The following is a 19,238-nucleotide window of genomic DNA, read 5'->3' on the forward strand; positions in this document are numbered from 1 at the left end:
TTGCGACGCGCTTTAGCGCTCTGTCGCGAGGTGGCGTATATTACGCTTTCCTCTTTCAGAGTCAACCCTGAATTTCAGGATTTTTCTCTTCAACCGAACTGGCTGTTTGTGTGAAGTGATTCACATCTGCCGTGTCAGTGGGAGCGCATTATAGGGAGTTCGCCGGAAGTAGCAAGCGTTAAAATAGAAAAATCTTATCGACCGCTCATTATTTGAACTTTTCGCTTATTCATCTTCTTACCATTCAAGGCGCCATCCCAGTGTTCATGCGGCCTGCAGCGCCGTTTACGCTAAGATCGTTTTTTGGCAAAAATGTGATTTTTCTCTCTTACCCAACGCCATTATCGCGCCGATGGTGAATTAAGCACCACTCTTGACCCACGACAAAGCGCCCACCTGGCCCCCGTTTCTATAATCAGGCCCGTTTCTTCTTACTGGTAATAATCGATGGCTTATCAACTCAACATTAACTGGCCCGAGTTTTTAGAGAAGTACTGGCAAAAACAGCCGGTGGTATTAAAAAACGCGTTTCCGGACTTCGTCGACCCGATTACCCCGGACGAGCTGGCCGGATTAGCCATGGAGCCGGAAGTCGACAGCCGACTGGTCAGCCTGACCAACGGCAAATGGCAGGCCAGCAATGGTCCTTTTGAACATTTTGACGGGCTGGGCGAAACCGGCTGGTCGCTGCTGGCCCAGGCGGTAAACCACTGGCATATGCCCGCCGCCGAGCTGGTGCGCCCGTTCCGCGTACTGCCGGACTGGCGTCTGGACGACCTGATGATCTCCTTCTCCGTCCCCGGCGGCGGCGTCGGCCCGCATATCGATCAGTATGACGTCTTTATTATTCAGGGCATGGGCAGCCGCCGCTGGCGCGTGGGCGATAAGCTGCCGATGCGTCAGTTCTGCCCGCATCCGGCACTGCTGCACGTCGATCCGTTCCCGCCGATCATTGATGAAGATCTGCAGCCGGGCGATATCCTCTATATTCCACCAGGATTCCCGCACGATGGCGTGACCCACGAAACCGCACTGAACTACTCCGTCGGCTTCCGCGGGCCAAACGGTCGCGACCTGATCAGCAGCTTCGCCGACTATGTGCTGGAGAACGATCTTGGCGGCGAGCACTACAGCGATCCGGACCTCACCTGCCGCGAGCATCCGGGCCGGGTTGAGGAGTATGAACTCGAACGTCTGCGCACCATGATGATCGACATGATTCGCCAGCCGGAAGACTTCAAGCAGTGGTTCGGCAGTTTCGTGACCACCCCGCGTCACGAGCTGGATATTGCGCCGGCGGAACCACCGTATGAAGAAGAGGAAGTGGTCGATGCGCTGCTGGGCGGCGAAAAGCTTTCTCGTCTGAGCGGCCTGCGCGTTCTGCATATCGGCGACAGCTTCTTCGTGCATAGCGAACAGCTGGACACCACCGATGCCGAAGCGCTGGATGCGCTGTGCCGCTATACCTCATTAGGTCAGGAGGAGCTCGGCAGCGGCCTGCAGAATCCGGCGTTCGTGAGCGAACTGACGCGGCTGATTAATCAGGGCTACTGGTACTTCGAAGAGTAAGAGAGCGGCAATACTGCGGGCGGCCGCCTGGCGCTGCCCGCTGACTTTCAGCCGTTATTGCGTCTATTTCGGCAGCACGATAATAAAACGCGTAGAGCGCAGATCGGACTGCACCGCTACGCTGCCGTGGTGGGCGCTGACGATGGATTTCACAATCGCCAGGCCGATACCGCTGCCCTCGCCTTTGCGCTGACGCGAGGGGTCGACGCGATAGAAACGGTCAAACAGCCGCGGCAGATGCTCGGCGGCAATCGGCGTACCGGGATTCTCCACCACCAGACGGATCGTCTCGGCGCTTTCGCTCAACTGGATGGTCACCGCCTGGCCGGCCGGCGTGTAGCGGATCGCGTTCGACAGCAGGTTGCTGATCGCCCGCCGCAGCATCAGCGGATCGCCCATCACCCGGCAGTGGCTGCCGACAAAGCGCAGCGCCACCGCCTTCTCTTCCGCCCACGCTTCAAAGAACTCAAACACCTTATGCACTTCCTCGGCCAGATCCAGCGCCTGTTGCTCAGGGATCAGCTGGTTATTATCCGCCTGGGCGAGGAACAGCATATCGCTGACCATCCGCGACATCCGCGAGAACTCTTCGAGATTGGAATACAACACCTCTTCCAGCTCCTGCTGGCTGCGGCTCTGGCTTAAGGCGATTTCAGTTTGCGTCACCAGGTTAGTAATCGGCGTGCGGATTTCATGGGCGATATCGGCGGAGAAGTTGGACTGGCGGGTAAAGACATCCTCTATGCGCTCCAGCATATGGTTAAACGACAGCGCCAGCCGTTCCAGCTCGATAGGCACGGCCTGCGGGTCAAGGCGCACGTCGAGATCCCGCGAGGTAATATTCTGGATCTGGCGACTGATCTGGCGGATGGGCTTATGCCCCTGATAGACCACAAACAGCACGATGGCGATGATCAGCAAACTGATTATCGTCGCCGCGGAAATCAGCTTCGCTTTCAGCTCATTAATATAGTGCAGGTGAAAATCGATGGATAAGGCCATCAGCAGGTGGTACGCCGGTTTGCCGTCCGCCTGCTTGCCCAGCGGCAGCATGATCAGCCGCCAGGCGCGGGTCTCCATTGGATGATTATCATGAACCATCTTCCGCGGCTGCGGGTCAGTCCATGAAATCACATTCCCGTCGCGCAGCTGCATCGCCAGCCCCGGCGTACTCAGCATATGGCTGAGATCCGGCCCGTCGGGCGACTGAAACAGAATATTGCCCTGGCCGTCGTCCAGACAGATAAAGACGTTGGCGTAACCCGCAATGATATTCCTCACGATCTCCAACCGCCGCGCCTGCGGGTAGTCAGCGTGGTCGAGGACCGTCTCCAGGGTGGTGCTGAGCTGCCTGAGATCGTGCACGTCGCGCTCTTCAAAGTGGGCCTTCACCGAATGGATCATGATCCAGGTGAAGGCAAAGAAAGCGATGATGGTGGCGAGGCTGATAAAGAAGGTCAGCCGGGTGGCCAGGGAAAAGGGGCGCTTAGCGGCCATCCGGCACCTCAAGCATATAGCCGACGCCGCGCACGGTCTGGATAAGCTTCGGCTCGAAGTCGTTATCGATTTTGGCGCGCAGCCGCTTCACCGCCACGTCGATGGCGTTAGTGTCGCTGTCGAAATTCATATCCCAGACCTGCGAGGCTATTAACGAACGCGGCAGCACCTCGCCCTGATGGCGCAGGAAGAACTCCAGCAGAGTGAATTCCTTACTGGTCAGGGTGATGCGGGTGGCGCCGCGCGTCACCTTGCGGCTGACCAAATCAACGCTGAGATCCGCCGCCTGAAACTGGCTTTCGACAATAACCGCCGCTCCGCGGCGCAGCAGCGTCCGCACCCGCGCCAGCAGTTCCGCAAAGGCGAACGGCTTCACCAGATAGTCGTCGGCGCCCAGCTCCAGCCCCTTCACCCGATGCTCAATGGTGCCCAACGCGGTAAGCAGCAGGATCGGCATACCTTTATTGGCGGCGCGCAGCATGCGGACGATATCCCAGCCGTTCACATCCGGCAGCATGATGTCGAGGATCAGCAGATCGTAATCGCTGGTCATTGCCAGGTGATAGCCGTTAAGGCCGTTATCGGCCAGGTCGACGACGAAGCCGGCCTCGGTGAGCCCTTTGGTCAGGTACTCCCCGGTTTTCTTCTCATCTTCGACAATCAAAATCTTCACGGCAGGCTCCTTCACGCGCGCTTCGTGCGGATATTCAATTTTAGAGGAGCGCCTCCGGATAGCAATGAAATATCAGGAAAATGACAGCTTTGTCATTTTCCTGTCACGCGTTGAACAGAGCCCGCTACGTAAAGTAGCCGCCATGGATAAATCGTCGAAACCGTCTGCCGCCATGCGTTCAATACAGCTACTTACCCTCAGCGTGATATTCGCCTTAACCGGCTGTCTGTCGCTCGCTCCGGACTATCAGCGCCCCGCCGCGCCGGTGCCGCAGCAGTTCTCACTCAGCCAGAACAAGCTGGTTACCGCGACAGCGGGCTATCAGGAGACCGGCTGGCGCACCTTTTTCGTCGACCCGCAGGTGAAGAGCCTGATTAGTACCGCGCTGGCCAACAACCGCGATTTACGGATGGCGACGCTGAAAGTGCAGGAGGCTCGCGCGCAATATCGGGTTACCGACGCCGACCGCTACCCGCAATTGAACGGTGACGGCAGCACCACCTATGGCGGCAAGCTTAAAGGCGACACCACCACCAGCAGCGATTATGCCGCCGGCCTGAATCTCAGCTATGACCTCGACTTCTTTGGCCGGTTGAAAAACCTCAGCGATGCCGACCGGCAGAACTTCTTCGCCAGCGAAGAGGCGCGGCGTGCGGTACATATCCTGTTGATTGCTAACGTTTCACAAAGCTACTTCAACCAGCGGCTGGCGGCAGCGCAGTTGCAGGTGGCCAACGACACCTTACAGAACTATCAGCAGTCTTACGCCTTCGTTGAAAAACAGCTGCTGACCGGAAGCACCACCGTGCTGGCGCTGGAGCAGGCGCGCGGGATGATCGAGAGCACCCGTGCCGATATCGCCAAACGTCAGGGCCAGCTGGCGCAGGCCAATAACGCCCTGCAGCTGCTGCTCGGCAGCTACCAGCATCTGCCGGATGATAGCGCCAGCAGCGCCATCGATCTGCAAGGCGTCACTCTGCCGCCATCGCTCTCCTCAGCGATCCTGCTGCAGCGGCCCGATATTCTGGAAGCGGAACACAGCCTGCGGGCGGCCAACGCCAACATCGGCGCCGCGCGGGCGGCCTTCTTCCCGTCGATCACCCTGACCAGCTCGCTCTCCGGCAGCAGCAGCGAACTCTCCAGCCTGTTTAACGCCGGCAGCGCGATGTGGAACTTCATCCCCAAAATCGAGCTGCCGATTTTCAACGCCGGGCGCAACCAGGCCAACCTCGACCTGGCGGAGATCCGCCAGCAGCAGCAGGTGGTCAACTATGAGCAAAAAATCCAGTCCGCCTTTAAAGAGGTGGCCGACGCGCTGGCCCTGCGCCAGAGCCTGGCCGATCAAATTGCCGCCCAGGAGCGCTATCTCGCTTCACTAAATATCACCCTGCAGCGCGCTACTGCGCTCTATCGTCACGGCGCGGTCAGCTACATCGAAGTCCTGAGCGCCCAGCGCGACATTTTTACCACCCGACAAACCCTGCTGGAACTCAACTATTCCCGTCAGGCAAATGAAATCACCCTGTTCACCGCCCTCGGCGGCGGCTGGATGGAATAACCCAAGGAGTCCCGATCATGAATTCACTCTCTAAAGTCGCCCTGTTCACTCTGATTTCTGGCGCGGTGTTCGCCGTCCAGGCCGCCGACCCGCACGCCGGCATGGCGATGCACGAGGAGCCCACCGCCGCGCAGGCGCAAAGCATCAGCGGTAAAGGCGTCATTAAAGCTATTGATATGGATAGCAAAAAAATCACCATCGCCCACGAGGCCATCCCGGCGGTGAACTGGCCGCCGATGACCATGCGCTTCACCATCACCCCGCAGACGCAGCTCAACAATGTGAAGGATGGCGACAGCGTGGACTTCACCTTCGTTCAGCAGGGCAACCTGTCGCTGCTGCAGGATATTCGCGCCCACTAATGGCCCGGCGACGGTAAGCCCCTCAACGACTAAATGGACGACACATGGCATCCCTGACACTGAAAAATACGGCGCTGATCCTCGGCAGCATGGTGATTGGCGGCGCGCTTACCGCGGCGCTGTACGCCCGATGGGCACCGACCCACTCTGCCGCTCCGGCGGCCGAGCAGCAGCGTAAAGTGCTGTTCTGGTACGATCCGATGTACCCGAACACCCGCTTCGATAAACCGGGTAAATCGCCGTTTATGGATATGGATCTGGTGCCGAAATACGCCGATGAGGAGAGTACCGCCGCCGGTGCGCCGGGGGTGCGTATCGACCCGACGCAGACCCAGAATCTCGGCGTAAAAACCGCCGCGGTCACCCGCGGGCCGTTGCGCTACGCCCAGACCTTCCCGGCCAATATCAGCTATAACGAGTACCAGTACGTGATTATGCAGGCGCGGGCGGCGGGCTTTATCAATAAAGTCTATCCGCTGACCGTCGGCGACAAAGTGAAACAAGGCACACCGTTACTCGAGCTGACCATCCCCGACTGGGTGGAAGCGCAGAGCGAATATCTGTTATTGCAGGAGACTGGCGGCACCGCCACCCAGGTCGAGGGGATCCTCGAACGCCTGCGCCTCGCCGGAATGCCGGATGACGATATCCGCCGCCTGAAAGCCACGCGTAAAATCCAGACCCGCTTTACCCTCAAAGCCCCCATCGATGGCGTTATTACCGCTTTCGATCTGCGCGCCGGAATGAATATCGCCAAAGATAATGTGGTGGCGAAAATTCAGGGTATGGATCCGGTGTGGGTCAGCGTGGCGGTGCCGGAATCCATCGCCTGGTTGATTAAAGACGCCTCGCAGTTCGCCATTCAGGTTCCCGCCTGGCCGGGCAAAACCTTCAGCATCAGCAAATGGACCCTTCTCCCCAGCGTCGATAGCGCCACCCGCACCCTGCAGCTGCGCCTGCAGGTCAACAACCCGGATGAAGCGCTGAAGCCGGGGATGAACGCCTATCTGCAACTGACCAGTGAAAGCGAACCGATGCTGCTGATCCCCTCCAAAGCGCTGATCGACAGCGGCGACGAGCAGCGAGTGATTACCGTGGATAATGAGGGCCGCTTCGTGCCGAAACGCGTGCAGGTATTCCATGAATCCGCTGGCGTCACGGCCATTCGCAGCGGGCTGCAGGAGGGTGAGAAAGTCGTCGCCAGCGGCCTGTTCCTGATCGACTCGGAAGCCAATATCTCCGGCGCGCTGGAGCGCATGCGCGCGCAGGCTCCTGATGTCACGGCTCCTGCCGCCCACGCGCACTGAGGAACGGAACAATGATTGAATGGATTATCCGCCGCTCGGTGGCCAACCGTTTCCTGGTGATGATGGCGGCGCTGTTTCTCAGCATCTGGGGGACCTGGACCATCGTCCATACCCCGGTGGACGCTCTGCCGGACCTCTCCGACGTACAGGTGATCGTCAAAACCAGCTATCCGGGGCAGGCGCCGCAGATCGTCGAAAACCAGGTCACCTGGCCGCTGACCACCACCATGCTGTCGGTGCCCGGCGCCAAAACGGTTCGCGGCTTCTCGCAGTTTGGCGACTCCTACGTATACGTGATTTTTGAAGACGGCACCGATCCTTACTGGGCGCGCTCGCGGGTGCTGGAGTATCTCAACCAGGTGCAGGGCAAACTTCCCGCCGGGGTCAGCGCCGAAATGGGCCCGGACGCCACCGGCGTCGGCTGGGTCTTCGAGTACGCGCTGGTCGACCGCAGCGGCAAGCACGACCTCGCCGAACTGCGCTCCCTGCAGGACTGGTTCTTAAAATATGAGCTGAAAACCATCCCTAACGTCTCGGAAGTGGCGTCAGTGGGCGGCGTGGTCAAGGAGTACCAGATTGTCGTCGACCCGATGAAGCTGACCCAGTACGGCATCAGCCTCGGCGAGGTGAAATCGGCGCTGGACGCCTCTAACCAGGAGGCGGGCGGCTCTTCCGTCGAACTGGCGGAAGCCGAATATATGGTGCGCGCCAGCGGCTACCTGCAGACGCTCGACGACTTCAAAAATATCGTGCTGAAAACCGGTGACAACGGCGTGCCGGTCTATCTCGGCGACGTCGCGCGGGTGCAGATTGGCCCGGAGATGCGCCGCGGTATCGCCGAGCTTAACGGCGAAGGCGAAGTGGCCGGCGGCGTGGTGATCCTGCGCTCCGGCAAGAACGCCCGCGAAGTGATCTCCGCGGTCAAAGCGAAGCTGGCGTCGCTGCAAAGCAGCCTGCCGGAAGGGGTTGAAGTGGTCACCACCTACGACCGCAGCCAGCTTATCGACCGCGCCATCGACAACCTCAGCCATAAGCTGCTGGAAGAGTTTATCGTCGTCGCGCTGGTCTGTGCCCTGTTCCTGTGGCACGTACGCTCGGCGCTGGTGGCGATTATTTCGCTGCCGCTCGGCCTGTGCTTCGCCTTTATCATGATGCATTTCCAGGGGCTCAACGCCAACATCATGTCGCTGGGCGGGATCGCCATTGCGGTGGGGGCGATGGTCGATGCCGCCATCGTGATGATCGAGAACGCCCATAAGCGGCTGGAGGAGTGGGAACATCAGCACCCGGGAGAGAAGCTCAGCAACGACACACGCTGGAAAATCATTACCGAGGCCTCGGTGGAGGTCGGCCCGGCGCTGTTTATCAGCCTGCTGATCATTACTCTGTCGTTTATCCCGATTTTCACCCTCGAAGGCCAGGAGGGCAAACTGTTCGGCCCGCTGGCCTTCACCAAAACCTGGTCGATGGCCGGGGCGGCGCTGCTGGCGATCGTGGTGATCCCGATCCTGATGGGCTTCTGGATCCGCGGCAGGATCCCGGCGGAGAGCAGCAACCCGTTGAACCGCTTTTTGATCCGCATTTATCACCCGCTGCTGCTGAAGGTGCTGCACTGGCCGAAGACTACCCTGCTGATCGCGCTCCTGTCGATCCTGACGGTTGCCTGGCCGCTTAACCGGGTCGGCGGCGAGTTTCTGCCGCAGATCAACGAGGGCGATCTGCTGTATATGCCGTCCACGCTGCCGGGGATCTCCGCTGCGCAGGCGGCGGATATGCTGCAGAAAACCGATAAGCTGATCATGACGGTGCCGGAAGTGGCGCGGGTGTTCGGCAAAACCGGCAAAGCCGAAACCGCCACTGACTCGGCACCGCTGGAGATGGTAGAGACCACCATTCAGCTTAAGCCGCAGGATCAGTGGCGGCCGGGGATGACCATGGAAAAGATCGTCGAGGAGCTGGATAAAACCGTGCGCCTGCCGGGGCTGGCGAACCTGTGGGTGCCGCCGATCCGCAACCGCATCGACATGCTCTCCACCGGCATCAAGAGCCCGATTGGCATTAAGGTTTCCGGCACTAACCTGGCGGATATCGACGCCATCGCCGAGCAAATTGAAGGGGTGGCGCGCACCGTGCCGGGAGTCACTTCAGCGCTAGCCGAGCGGCTGGTCGGCGGGCGCTACCTCAACATTGATATTCAGCGTGAGAAGGCGGCCCGCTACGGCATGACCGTCGGCGACGTGCAGCTGTTCGTCTCGTCCGCCATCGGCGGCGCGATGGTTGGCGAAACGGTAGAGGGCGTCGAGCGCTATCCGATCAACATCCGCTACCCGCAGAGTTATCGCGACAGCCCGGAGACCCTGCGCCAGCTGCCGATCCTCACGCCGCTGAAGCAGCAGATCGTCCTCGGCGACGTGGCTGAGGTGAAGGTGGTCACCGGACCATCGATGCTGAAGACCGAGAACGCCCGCCCGACCAGTTGGATCTACATCGACGCCCGCGACCGCGACATGGTGTCGGTAGTCCACGATCTGCAGCAGGCCATCGGCAAGGAGGTGAAGCTGAAGCCGGGCATCAGTGTGTCCTACTCCGGGCAGTTTGAGCTGCTGGAGCGCGCCAATCAGAAGCTGAAGCTGATGGTGCCGATGACGCTGATGATTATCTTCGTGCTGCTGTATCTGGCGTTCCGCCGCGTCGGCGAGGCGCTGCTGATTATCACCAGCGTGCCGTTCGCCCTCGTCGGCGGGATCTGGTTTCTCTACTGGATGGGGTTCCATTTATCGGTAGCCACCGGGACCGGCTTTATCGCCCTGGCCGGGGTGGCGGCGGAGTTTGGCGTGGTGATGCTGATGTACCTGCGCCACGCCATCGAGGCTGAACCGTCGCTGGAGAACCCGCAGACTTTCAGCGTCGATAAGCTCGACGAGGCGCTGTACCAGGGGGCGGTGCTGCGCGTGCGGCCGAAGGCGATGACCGTGGCGGTGATTATCGCCGGCCTGTTGCCGATTTTATGGGGCACCGGCGCCGGGTCGGAAGTGATGAGTCGCATCGCCGCGCCGATGATTGGCGGGATGATCACCGCCCCGCTGCTGTCGCTATTTATCATTCCGGCGGCATATAAGCTGATGTGGCTGTCCCGGCATCGGGGCAAGCGTAGCGAATAACCCGCCGCGTTTACGCCGGTACGGGAAATTGGCTATAGTGGCGCCATTCTTCTGGCCGGCGTGAACGTCCCTATGAATCTGAACCTGGTGTGTTATTCCCTGCTGCTGCTCACCGCCGTGGGCAGCGCCCTGCTGCCCTACCCGCTGGCGATGTGGTTTTTACTGAGCAGCCTTCTGACATGGCTTATCTATGGCGCCGACAAGCTGGCGGCGCGCAAAGCCTGGCGACGGGTGCCGGAAACCACGCTGCTGGTGCTGGGCCTGGCGGGAGGCTGGCCGGGGGCCATCCTCGGCCAGCAGTGCTTTCGCCATAAAACGCAAAAACAGCCCTTCCGGCGGTGGTTTTTCGTCAGCGTGGCGCTGAACGTGGCGGCGCTGGCCGGGCTGTACGTGGTTTATACCCACCTGCTCAGCCGCTAAGGGGCGAGGCTAGCGCGGCGTCTGGCGGATCCACACCAGGCGATCGACGTCAAAGCCCAGCTCGCGCGCGGTATTCAGGTAATCCTGCTTCACCGCCGCCGGAATGGTGGGGGTGCGCGACAGGATCCACAGATAGTCGCGGTTGGGGCCGCTGACCAGCGCGTACTGGTAGTCGTCGTCCAGACGGATCACGTTATAGCCGCCGTAGAATGGCCCGAAGAACGACACCTTCAGCGCCGCGGTGGTGGGGGCGCCGGTGAAATAGGCTTTTCCGTCGCTCTCACTCCAGCGTTTTTTGACCGGGTCATAACCGCGATTGACGACGCTGATCCCCCCGTCGCTGCGGGCGCCGTAGGTGGCGGTCACCTGCTCCAGGCCTCGCTCGAAGCGATTCTCCAGACGGGCGACCTCATACCATTTTCCAAGATACCGGCTGGCGTCAAACCCGCTAATCGGCTGAACGCCCTTCGGCGGCGTGGGCGATTTGCAGGCCACCAGGGTTAACGCGATAGCAACGCCAGTGACAACAGGCCATAGCTTCATGAGAACTCCTTTCATTTACGCGGTAGGGGAAAGTGTAGTGCAAAGCCATCACACTTCACGCCAGCCGACGTGATTCGTAGTATATTGAGAATATTCTTTGTTAACAGGTGGCCTCCATGCCTTACTCCATCGGCGAATTTGCCCGACTATGCGGGATAAATGCGACCACGCTTCGCGCCTGGCAGCGCCGCTATGGCCTGCTCAAGCCGCTGCGCACCGATGGTGGTCACCGTCAGTACAGCGATGACGACGTCCAGCAGGCGCTGAAGATCCTCGACTGGGTGAAAAAAGGGGTACCAGTCAGCCAGGTGAAGCCCCTGTTGTCGCGCCCCGGCGCACGGCGCACCAACAACTGGCTCACGTTGCAGGAGACCATGCTGCAGAGGCTGAAAGAGGGAAAAATCGAGTCCTTGCGCCAGCTGATCTACGACGCCGGGCGCGAATATCCGCGCCAGGAGCTGGTAACCGAAGTGCTGCGTCCGCTGCGCAGCCAGGTCTCCGCCAACGTGCCAGCCATCATGACGCTGCGCGAAATCCTCGACGGCATCATCATCGCCTATACCTCATTTTGCCTTGAAGGCGATAAGAAGGCGCCCGGGGATAACTTTCTGATCACCGGCTGGCACCTGACCGACGCCTGCGAAATCTGGCTTGAGGCGCTCAAACGTACCGGCCAGGGCCATCGCATCGACGTTCTGCCGGTGCCTCCCGCCGCCCTGGCGCCGGAGATTTTCCCCCAGCGCAACTGGCTGCTGGTTACCAGCGGCAAACTTTCCGCCGCCCGCCAGAGGCAGGTCGAACTCTGGCAGCAGCAGGTCGTCTCCCTCGAGGTGATTCCGCTCTAACCCCCTGTTTTAACTTACCCCACTCTCTGTTCCGCCAGCGCCCGGTGGCGCGGCGGGCGCACGCTTGCCCTTCGCACCACTCACGATCCCCCCTTAAAACACCAATCATAACAACATGATTTTTAACACAAATAAAATATATTTTTCTACAAACTTGGACAAATAATTTTATTTGTGTAAGTTTTAAGTATGCCATTACGCTACCGTATCTAGCCAGGATGTGATCCATGAGCACCTCGCCGTCTGTGATTCGTCGTTTCGTTGAGTACTACGCCGGGCTGGATGCGCAGCCGCCCGCGGCGCTGGCCGCGCTGTACCATCCGGATGCGACGCTGAGCGATCCTTTTGGTCAGCATCAGGGGCTGTTCGCCATCCAGCGCTACTTTACCCATCTGCTGGCCAACGTGGAGCAGTGCCGGTTCACCATCGACACGCCGCTCTGCGACGGCCAACGGTTCGCCGTGACCTGGACCATGCACTGGTCGCATCCGCGCATTGCCGGTGGAGAAACCCTGGTCCTGCCGGGGTGCTCGGTGGTGGACATCGCCGGGGAGCAGGTTCTCCATCAGCGCGACTACTACGACGCCGGGGAGATGATCTACGAGCATCTTCCCCTGCTGGGCTGGGCGGTACGCGGCGTGAAGCGGAGGGTGCGCTCATGATGACGGTGCTCATCACCGGCGCCAGCTCCGGGATCGGTGCCGGCCTGGCGAAATCCTTCGCGGCGGATGGCCATCTGGTTATCGCCTGCGGGCGCGATGCTTCGCGCCTGGCAACGCTCCAGCAGTTCAGCCCCAACATCAGTGTGCGCCTGTTCGATATGACAGACAGGGACGCCTGTCGCCAGGCGCTGACAGGCTGTTTTGCCGACCTGATCATTCTCTGCGCCGGGACCTGCGAATACCTCGACCACGGGCAGGTGGATGCCGCCCTCGTGGAGCGAGTGATGGCCACCAACTTCCTCGGGCCGGTGAACTGCCTGGCGGCGCTGCAGACGCAGCTGGAGGCAGGCGATCGGGTGGTGCTGGTCAGCTCGATGGCGCACTGGCTACCCTTCCCGCGCGCGGAAGCCTATGGCGCCTCCAAGGCGGCGCTGACCTGGTTTGCCAACAGCCTGCGTCTGGACTGGGAGCCGAAAGGGGTGGCCGTCACGGTGGTCTCTCCGGGCTTCGTCGACACCCCGCTGACGCGCAAAAACGACTTCGCCATGCCCGGCCGGGTGAGCGTGGATCGGGCGGTGACGGCGATCCGCCATGGCCTGGCGAAAGGCCAAAACCACATTGCCTTCCCCACCGGTTTCAGCCTGGCCCTGCGGCTGCTGGCCAGCCTGCCATCGGGTATCCAGCGCCTGCTGTTGCGCAGGATGGTGCGCTCATGAACATCGCCATCATCGGTAGCGGCATCGCCGGGCTGACCTGCGCCTGGCGGCTGGCCGGACACCATCAGGTGACGCTGTTCGAAGCGGGCGCCACGCCGGGCGGCCACACCGCCACCGTGGATGTCGCCACGCCGCAGGGCACCTGGGCCATCGATACCGGATTTATCGTCTACAACGATCGCACCTATCCGCGCTTTATGGGCCTGCTCAGCGAGCTGGGGATCGACGGGCAAAAAACGCAGATGAGCTTCTCGGTTCACAACCCGACCAGCGGCCTGGAGTACAACGGTCACAGCCTGACCTCGCTTTTCGCCCAGCGGCGCAATCTGCTGAAGCCGGCCTTCTGGGGGCTGCTGAGCGAGATCGTCCGCTTTAACCGGCTGGCGAAACTGGCGCTGACCGAGGCGCTGGATCCGGGGGCGACGCTGGAGAGCTTCCTCGCCCGCCACCGCTTCAGCCCCTTCTTCGCCCGCCACTATATTCTGCCGATGGGGGCGGCCATCTGGTCGTCGTCGCTGCAGGAGATGCGTCGCTTCCCGCTGCCGCTGTTTTTACGCTTCTTTGAACACCACGGCCTGCTGGATATTCGCGATCGCCCGCAGTGGTACGTGGTGCCCGGCGGTTCCCGGGAGTACGTTCGCGCCCTGCTCGCCAGGCTCGGCGATCGTCTGGATCTGCGGCTCAACGCGCCGATACAGCAGGTGGACCGTCACCCGACGGGGGTCACCCTGCGGCTGGCGTCCGGGGAGGCGCATTTTGACCAGGTGATCTTCGCCTGCCACTCCGCGCAGGCCCTGGCGATGCTGGCGGCGCCCACCGATTCCGAACGCGAAGTCCTCGGGGACATCGGCTGGCAGCGCAACGAGGTGGTGCTGCACAGCGATCCGCGCTGGCTGCCGGAGCGCCAGCGCGCCTGGGCCAGCTGGAACTATCGCCTGAGCGACGGGGATCGGGCCCGGGCCTGCGTCACCTACAACATGAATATTCTCCAGGGGCTGCCCGCGGACGCGCCGCTGTTCTGCGTCACCCTGAACCCGGACGCGCCGGTGGACGATCGCTACGTCTGGCAGCGCTTCGTCTATGAGCATCCGCTGTTTAACCCGCAAAGCTGGTCGGCCCAGCTGCGGCGCGAAGAGATTAACGGCCAGCAGCGGAGCTGGTACTGCGGGGCCTACTGGTACAACGGCTTTCATGAGGACGGGGTGCGCAGCGCGCTCGACGTGGTGCAGGGCATCGCCGCGGCGGAGGGCAACTGAGATGAACAGCTGCCTCTATCAGGGCGTCCTGCGCCACCGTCGCCTGCAGCCGAAGGCGCACCACTTCGTCTACCGCCTGTTTATGGCCTGGCTCGACCTCGACGAACTGGACAGGCTGCCTGAGGCGGGTATCCGCCGCAACCGCCTGGCCGCCGCCGCCTGGTACGACGCCGATTATCCGCTGGGCGCGCCGCTGAAGACCCAGGTGCTGAACCGTCTGGAGAGCCTGACCGGCTGCCGCCCGGCGGGACGCGTGATGCTCCTGACCCAGCTGCGCTACTTCGGCTTCCATTTTAATCCGGTCAACTTTTACTACTGCTATGACGAGGCCAACATCCTGCGCTGGGTGCTGGCCGAAGTGCGCAACACGCCGTGGAATGAGCGTCATTACTACGCGGTGGACGGCCAGCAGGCGCGCCCGCTGGAGAAAGCCTTTCACGTTTCGCCGTTTAACCCGATGGACATGGTCTATCACTGGCGCTTCAACGCGCCCGGCAAAACACTGCACATGCATATTGAAAACCATCAGGCCAGTAAGGTGTTCGACGCCACGCTGGCCCTGAGCCGCGTGCCATTGACCCGCGCCAACCTGCGCGGGCTGCTGCTGCGTCTGCCGCTGATGACCCTGAAAACCGTCCTCGCCATCTACTGGCAGGCGCTGCGGCTGTGGCTGAAGCGCGTGCCGCTGTACAACCATCCTGTCAGCAGGAGTGAACGCTCATGACCGATCCCGTCTTTGCGCTTGAACCCGATGTGCCGCGCAACGTGCGGCTCGCGCGCTGGCTGCTCTTTCGTCTGTTGAGCGGCCTCCGCGAAGGCTCGCTCACCGTGCGCGAAGGGGCGCAGACGTTTCATTTTGGCGACCCCGCCGCCGCGCTGCGCGCCGAGGCACGGGTCTGCACGCCGGAGGTGTACTGGCGTCTGCTGACCGGCGGCAGCCTGGCGGCGGCCGAGGCCTGGATGGACGGCGACTGGGAGAGCCACCAGCTGACGGCGCTGCTGCAGATCCTCGCGCGCAACGGCGAGGTGCTGGGGCGTCTGGAGCGCGGCTTTCGTCTGCTGGGCAAGCCCGTCGCCCGCCTGCGCCACTGGACCCGCCGCAACACCCGCGCCCAAGCGCGGGAGAACATCGCCGCCCATTACGACCTCGGCAACGAATTTTATGCCCACTTTCTGGATGACGACCTGCTCTACTCCAGCGCGTTGTTTACCGATGACCAGCAGGATCTGACCCAGGCCCAGCGGGCCAAGATGGCGCGCCTGTGCGACCAGCTGGCGCTCACTCCCGGCGATCATCTGCTGGAGATTGGCACCGGTTGGGGGGCGCTGGCCGAGTACGCCGCCCGCCATTACGGCTGCCGGGTCACCACCACCACCCTTTCCCGGGAGCAGCACCGCTGGGCTACCGAGCGCATGGCCCGCGCCGGGCTGCAGGATCGCGTCGAGGTGCTGCTCTGCGACTACCGCGATCTGCGCGGCGAGTACGACAAACTGGTGTCGGTGGAGATGATTGAGGCGGTGGGCCAGCGCTACCTCCCGGCCTTCTTCCGCACCTGCCAGGCGCGCCTGCGCCCGGGCGGCAGAATGGCCCTGCAGGCGATCACCATCCAGGATCAGCGCTATCGCGACTACAGCAAAAGCGTCGATTTTATCCAGCGCTACATCTTCCCCGGCGGCTTTTTGCCCAGCATCACCGCAATGAGCGAGCTGATGACCCGCCATACCGATTTTGTGGTGCGCAACCTGTTCGACATGGGCCCGGACTACGCCCGCACCCTGGCGCACTGGCGGCAGCGCTTTACCCACGCCTGGCAGGATATTGAAAAGCTCGGCTTTGATGAGCGCTTCCGCCGGATGTGGCTCTACTACTTCGGCTACTGCGAAGCCGGATTTAACGCCCGCACCATCAGCGTGGTGCAGCTCACCGCGGAGCGGGTATGACACGCCCGGCGCAGCACCTGCTGATGGCCCTCGCGTTCGATGTTTACTGGACGCTGGTGGTGATGTTGCGCGAGCGCGGCCTGCTGATCTGGCTGACGCTGGCCATTTTCGCCTGGCTGCGGTTGCCGGCGGCCAGCCGTCCGCCCGCCCTGCTGTTGGCCGCGGCGGGCTGCGGCCTGGACGCCTGCTGGGCGCTGGCGGGACTGATCGATTTTCGCGGCGACAGCCTGCTGCCCCTGTGGATGGTGGCCCTGTGGCTGATGTTCGCCGTCGTCTGGACCCGACTGACCCGCGCCACGACGCTTCCCGGCTGGGTGCTGGCCACGGTGGCGACCGTCGGCGGCCCGGTGGCCTACCTGATCGGCGCTCGCCTCGGAGCCATGACCCTGCTGGTGCCGATGGCGCTTGCCGTGGCCGCCATGGCCTGCGGCTGGCTGGTGCTCATGCTGTTATTCCATCTGGGGATGGGGAGGCGAAAATGAGATTCGTGCTGTTACTGCTGTGGCTGACCACCCTCGCTCCGGCGGCCCACGCCGCCGACTGGCTGACGTGGCGTCGCGTCGGCGAGGCGACCCTCACCTGGGGGCCATTCACCGTCTATCACTCGCAGCTGCGCACGCCCAATGGCCGGTATGACGGCCCGCAGCAGGATCGGGCGCTGATCATCACCTACCGGCGCGACATCGATCGCGAGGCGCTGGTGGACGCCACCCGCGACCAGTGGCAGGCGCAGGGCATTCTGCAGCAGGAGCCGCGCAGCGAAGCCTGGCTACGCATGCTGCAGGGGGTCTGGCCGGATGTTGCGCCGGGCAGCCAGCTGGCGTTCGTGGTCAGCGGCGGCGAGGGGCAGTTCTGGTACCGCGCCAGCGCCGCGCAGACCGCCTTTACCCCGCTCGGCCCGCGCCAGTCGGCGGCGTTCAGCACCCGCTTTCTCGCCATCTGGCTCGATCCGCGCACCACTTATCCCGAACTGCGTCAGCAGTTGATCGGAGGTACACCATGAAACGCATTCTGACCCTTGGCCTGGCGCTGCTGATGCTGATCCTCGCTGGCTGCAGCACCGAGGTCACGGAGTACCGGCAGCAACAGCCCGCCCTCGACATCTTTCACTATTTTCAGGGGCGAACCGAGGCGTGGGGGATGGTGCAGGATCGCAACGGCAAGCAGCTGCGCCGCTTCCATGTAGAGATCGATGGCGACGTCGTCGGCGACACCCTGACCCTCCATGAGCGCTTTGTCTATGACGACGGCGAGAAGCAGCAGCGGGTGTGGCGCATTCGCCGCACCGGCGATAACCGTTATCAGGGTACCGCCGGGGATATAGAAGGCGTGGCCAGCGGCCAGGCGGCAGGCAATGCCTTTCACTGGCGCTACAGCATGAACGTCGAAGCCAGCGGCAGCCGGTGGCTGCTGCACTTTGACGACTGGATGTTCCTGCAGGACGGCAGCCATTTGTTTAACAAAACCGAGATGAAGAAATTCGGCATTACGGTCGCCACCGTGACCCTTTTCTTTACCCGAACCACAGCAGAAGAGAGGACAGCGCCATGAACACGCAACCTGTCATTGGGATCAGCGGATGTTTAACCGGCTCAGCCGTGCGATTCGACGGCGGACATAAGCGTATGGGCTTTGTGATGGATGAGCTCGCGCAGTGGGTGGCGTTTAAACCCGTCTGCCCGGAGATGGCGATCGGCCTGCCCGTTCCCCGTCCGGCGCTCCGCCTGGTGCAGACCCCGGTCGGGGAGATCCGCATGCGCTTCAGCCACGCCCCGCACGAGGATGTGACGGAGAAGATGGCTGATTTCGCCAGCGCCCACCTGGCAACCCTGGGCGAACTGTCGGGCTTTATCGTCTGCGCCAAATCGCCGAGCTGCGGGATGGAGCGCGTGCGGCTGTATGACGAAAAAGGCAATCGCGGGCGTAAGGAAGGCGTGGGGCTGTTTACCGGCGCCCTGATGGCGCGCTACCCGTGGCTGCCGGTGGAAGAGGATGGCCGGTTGCACGATCCGCTGCTGCGGGAGAATTTTGTCGAGCGCGTTTTCGCCCTGCATGAACTCAACGCCCTGCGCGCCCGCGGCCTGACCCGTCACGGCCTGCTGGCCTTTCACAGCCGCTACAAGCTGCAGCTGCTGGCTCACCACCAGGCGGGCTATCGGGAGATCGGCCCGTTCGTCGCCTCGCTGCATGAATGGGAGGATCTGGAGGCTTTCTTCGAGGTTTACCGCGAAAAGCTGATGGCGATCCTCAAGCAGCCCGCCTCGCGGAAAAACCACACCAACGTGCTGATGCATATTCAGGGTTATTTCCGCGACCAGCTCAACAGCCGCCAGCGCGGCGAGCTGCGGGAAGTGATCCTCAACTATCGCGCCGGGCTGCTGCCGATCCTCGCCCCGCTGACGCTACTTAAGCACTATCTGGCCGAGTATCCGGATCGCTACCTGCAGGCGCAGAACTATTTTGACCCCTACCCGCAGGATCTGGCCCTGCGCCTGACGGTGAACTGAGGGAGTTGGCCTGAACCAGCTGCCCGGCGGCGCTACGCTTGCGCGGGCCTGGGGGGAAGGAGGTTTTTTGTAGGCCGGATAAGGCATTTATGCCGCCAGCCGGCACTACCGCGGGTACGGCGCCTGACCGCCCGGCGGCGCTGCGCTTGCCGGGCCTACGGGTGGTATCCCGCAGGCCTCCTCAGTCGTAGCCCGGCTAAGCGTAGCGCCAGCCGGGAACG

Annotated in this window: 19 protein-coding genes; 16 read left to right on the forward strand and 3 right to left on the reverse strand. The window is 62.1% G+C overall.

The window, feature by feature from the left end; translation table 11 throughout:
- The first annotated feature begins 447 nt into the window (after positions 1-447).
- On the forward strand, positions 448-1,569 hold the full coding sequence (locus CW267_RS26315; protein WP_012542999.1) for a cupin domain-containing protein: 1,122 nt from the start codon (positions 448-450) through the stop codon (positions 1,567-1,569).
- Between the two features lie 63 nt (positions 1,570-1,632).
- Here CW267_RS26315 and CW267_RS26320 read toward each other — a convergent pair whose 3' ends face one another.
- Both CW267_RS26320 and cusR read right to left on the reverse strand, forming a co-directional pair.
- Complete coding sequence (locus CW267_RS26320; protein ID WP_032736754.1) at positions 1,633-3,066, reverse strand: Cu(+)/Ag(+) sensor histidine kinase; 1,434 nt, start codon at positions 3,064-3,066, stop codon at positions 1,633-1,635.
- Entirely contained in the window at positions 3,056-3,739 is a 684-nt protein-coding gene (gene cusR, locus CW267_RS26325; protein WP_008807068.1) for a copper response regulator transcription factor CusR, read from the reverse strand. The genes CW267_RS26320 and cusR overlap by 11 nt, the downstream gene beginning before the upstream one ends.
- Positions 3,740-3,911: 172 nt before the next feature.
- Here cusR and CW267_RS26330 point away from each other — a divergent pair, with 172 nt between their 5' ends.
- The 5 genes from CW267_RS26330 (at position 3,912) to CW267_RS26350 (ending at position 10,547) form a co-directional block, all read left to right on the forward strand.
- Positions 3,912-5,297, forward strand: coding sequence for an efflux transporter outer membrane subunit (locus CW267_RS26330; RefSeq protein WP_100781697.1), 1,386 nt, complete (start codon positions 3,912-3,914; stop codon positions 5,295-5,297).
- Between the two features lie 17 nt (positions 5,298-5,314).
- Positions 5,315-5,659, forward strand: coding sequence for a cation efflux system protein CusF (gene cusF / locus CW267_RS26335; RefSeq protein ID WP_048964944.1), 345 nt, complete (start codon positions 5,315-5,317; stop codon positions 5,657-5,659).
- A gap of 44 nt (positions 5,660-5,703) precedes the next feature.
- The gene (locus CW267_RS26340; protein ID WP_100781696.1) at positions 5,704-6,966 is read left to right on the forward strand and encodes an efflux RND transporter periplasmic adaptor subunit; all 1,263 of its coding nucleotides are present in this window, start codon (positions 5,704-5,706) and stop codon (positions 6,964-6,966) included.
- Positions 6,967-6,977: 11 nt separating this feature from the next.
- On the forward strand, positions 6,978-10,127 hold the full coding sequence (locus tag CW267_RS26345; protein WP_100781695.1) for a CusA/CzcA family heavy metal efflux RND transporter: 3,150 nt from the start codon (positions 6,978-6,980) through the stop codon (positions 10,125-10,127).
- Positions 10,128-10,199: 72 nt separating this feature from the next.
- On the forward strand, positions 10,200-10,547 hold the full coding sequence (locus tag CW267_RS26350; RefSeq protein ID WP_008807073.1) for a DUF1294 domain-containing protein: 348 nt from the start codon (positions 10,200-10,202) through the stop codon (positions 10,545-10,547).
- Between the two features lie 9 nt (positions 10,548-10,556).
- On the opposite strand, the gene CW267_RS26355 is transcribed toward CW267_RS26350, so the two are convergent.
- The gene (locus CW267_RS26355; RefSeq protein ID WP_008807074.1) at positions 10,557-11,090 is read right to left on the reverse strand and encodes a lipocalin family protein; all 534 of its coding nucleotides are present in this window, start codon (positions 11,088-11,090) and stop codon (positions 10,557-10,559) included.
- Between the two features lie 116 nt (positions 11,091-11,206).
- On the opposite strand from CW267_RS26355, the gene CW267_RS26360 reads away from it, so the two are divergent.
- The 10 genes from CW267_RS26360 to CW267_RS26410 all read left to right on the forward strand — a co-directional run bounded on the left by CW267_RS26360 (position 11,207) and on the right by CW267_RS26410 (position 19,017).
- Positions 11,207-11,935, forward strand: coding sequence for a MerR family transcriptional regulator (locus CW267_RS26360; protein ID WP_008807075.1), 729 nt, complete (start codon positions 11,207-11,209; stop codon positions 11,933-11,935).
- Between the two features lie 227 nt (positions 11,936-12,162).
- Positions 12,163-12,597, forward strand: a complete 435-nt coding sequence (locus tag CW267_RS26370) for a nuclear transport factor 2 family protein (protein ID WP_021462626.1) — start codon at positions 12,163-12,165, stop codon at positions 12,595-12,597.
- Positions 12,594-13,313, forward strand: a complete 720-nt coding sequence (locus CW267_RS26375; RefSeq protein WP_016160204.1) for an SDR family NAD(P)-dependent oxidoreductase — start codon at positions 12,594-12,596, stop codon at positions 13,311-13,313. The genes CW267_RS26370 and CW267_RS26375 overlap by 4 nt, the downstream gene beginning before the upstream one ends.
- Positions 13,310-14,569: an NAD(P)/FAD-dependent oxidoreductase gene (locus CW267_RS26380; RefSeq protein ID WP_012969050.1), complete on the forward strand. Its 1,260-nt coding sequence runs from the start codon at positions 13,310-13,312 to the stop codon at positions 14,567-14,569. The genes CW267_RS26375 and CW267_RS26380 overlap by 4 nt, the downstream gene beginning before the upstream one ends.
- A 1-nt stretch (position 14,570) precedes the next feature.
- Complete coding sequence (locus CW267_RS26385; protein WP_012969051.1) at positions 14,571-15,293, forward strand: DUF1365 domain-containing protein; 723 nt, start codon at positions 14,571-14,573, stop codon at positions 15,291-15,293.
- Positions 15,290-16,510, forward strand: coding sequence for an SAM-dependent methyltransferase (locus CW267_RS26390; protein WP_004192234.1), 1,221 nt, complete (start codon positions 15,290-15,292; stop codon positions 16,508-16,510). Before CW267_RS26385 ends, CW267_RS26390 begins: the two co-directional genes overlap by 4 nt.
- Entirely contained in the window at positions 16,507-16,992 is a 486-nt protein-coding gene (locus CW267_RS26395) for a DUF2878 domain-containing protein (RefSeq protein ID WP_100781694.1), read from the forward strand. Before CW267_RS26390 ends, CW267_RS26395 begins: the two co-directional genes overlap by 4 nt.
- Positions 16,989-17,513, forward strand: a complete 525-nt coding sequence (locus CW267_RS26400; protein ID WP_100781693.1) for a hypothetical protein — start codon at positions 16,989-16,991, stop codon at positions 17,511-17,513. The genes CW267_RS26395 and CW267_RS26400 overlap by 4 nt, the downstream gene beginning before the upstream one ends.
- Complete coding sequence (locus CW267_RS26405; protein WP_012969055.1) at positions 17,510-18,061, forward strand: DUF3833 domain-containing protein; 552 nt, start codon at positions 17,510-17,512, stop codon at positions 18,059-18,061. Before CW267_RS26400 ends, CW267_RS26405 begins: the two co-directional genes overlap by 4 nt.
- The gene (locus tag CW267_RS26410) at positions 18,058-19,017 is read left to right on the forward strand and encodes a YbgA family protein (RefSeq protein WP_004178436.1); all 960 of its coding nucleotides are present in this window, start codon (positions 18,058-18,060) and stop codon (positions 19,015-19,017) included. Before CW267_RS26405 ends, CW267_RS26410 begins: the two co-directional genes overlap by 4 nt.
- Positions 19,018-19,238: the final 221 nt, after the last annotated feature.

The sequence above is a fragment of the Klebsiella sp. X1-16S-Nf21 genome (assembly GCF_002837615.1).
Lineage (GTDB): Bacteria > Pseudomonadota > Gammaproteobacteria > Enterobacterales > Enterobacteriaceae > Klebsiella > Klebsiella variicola.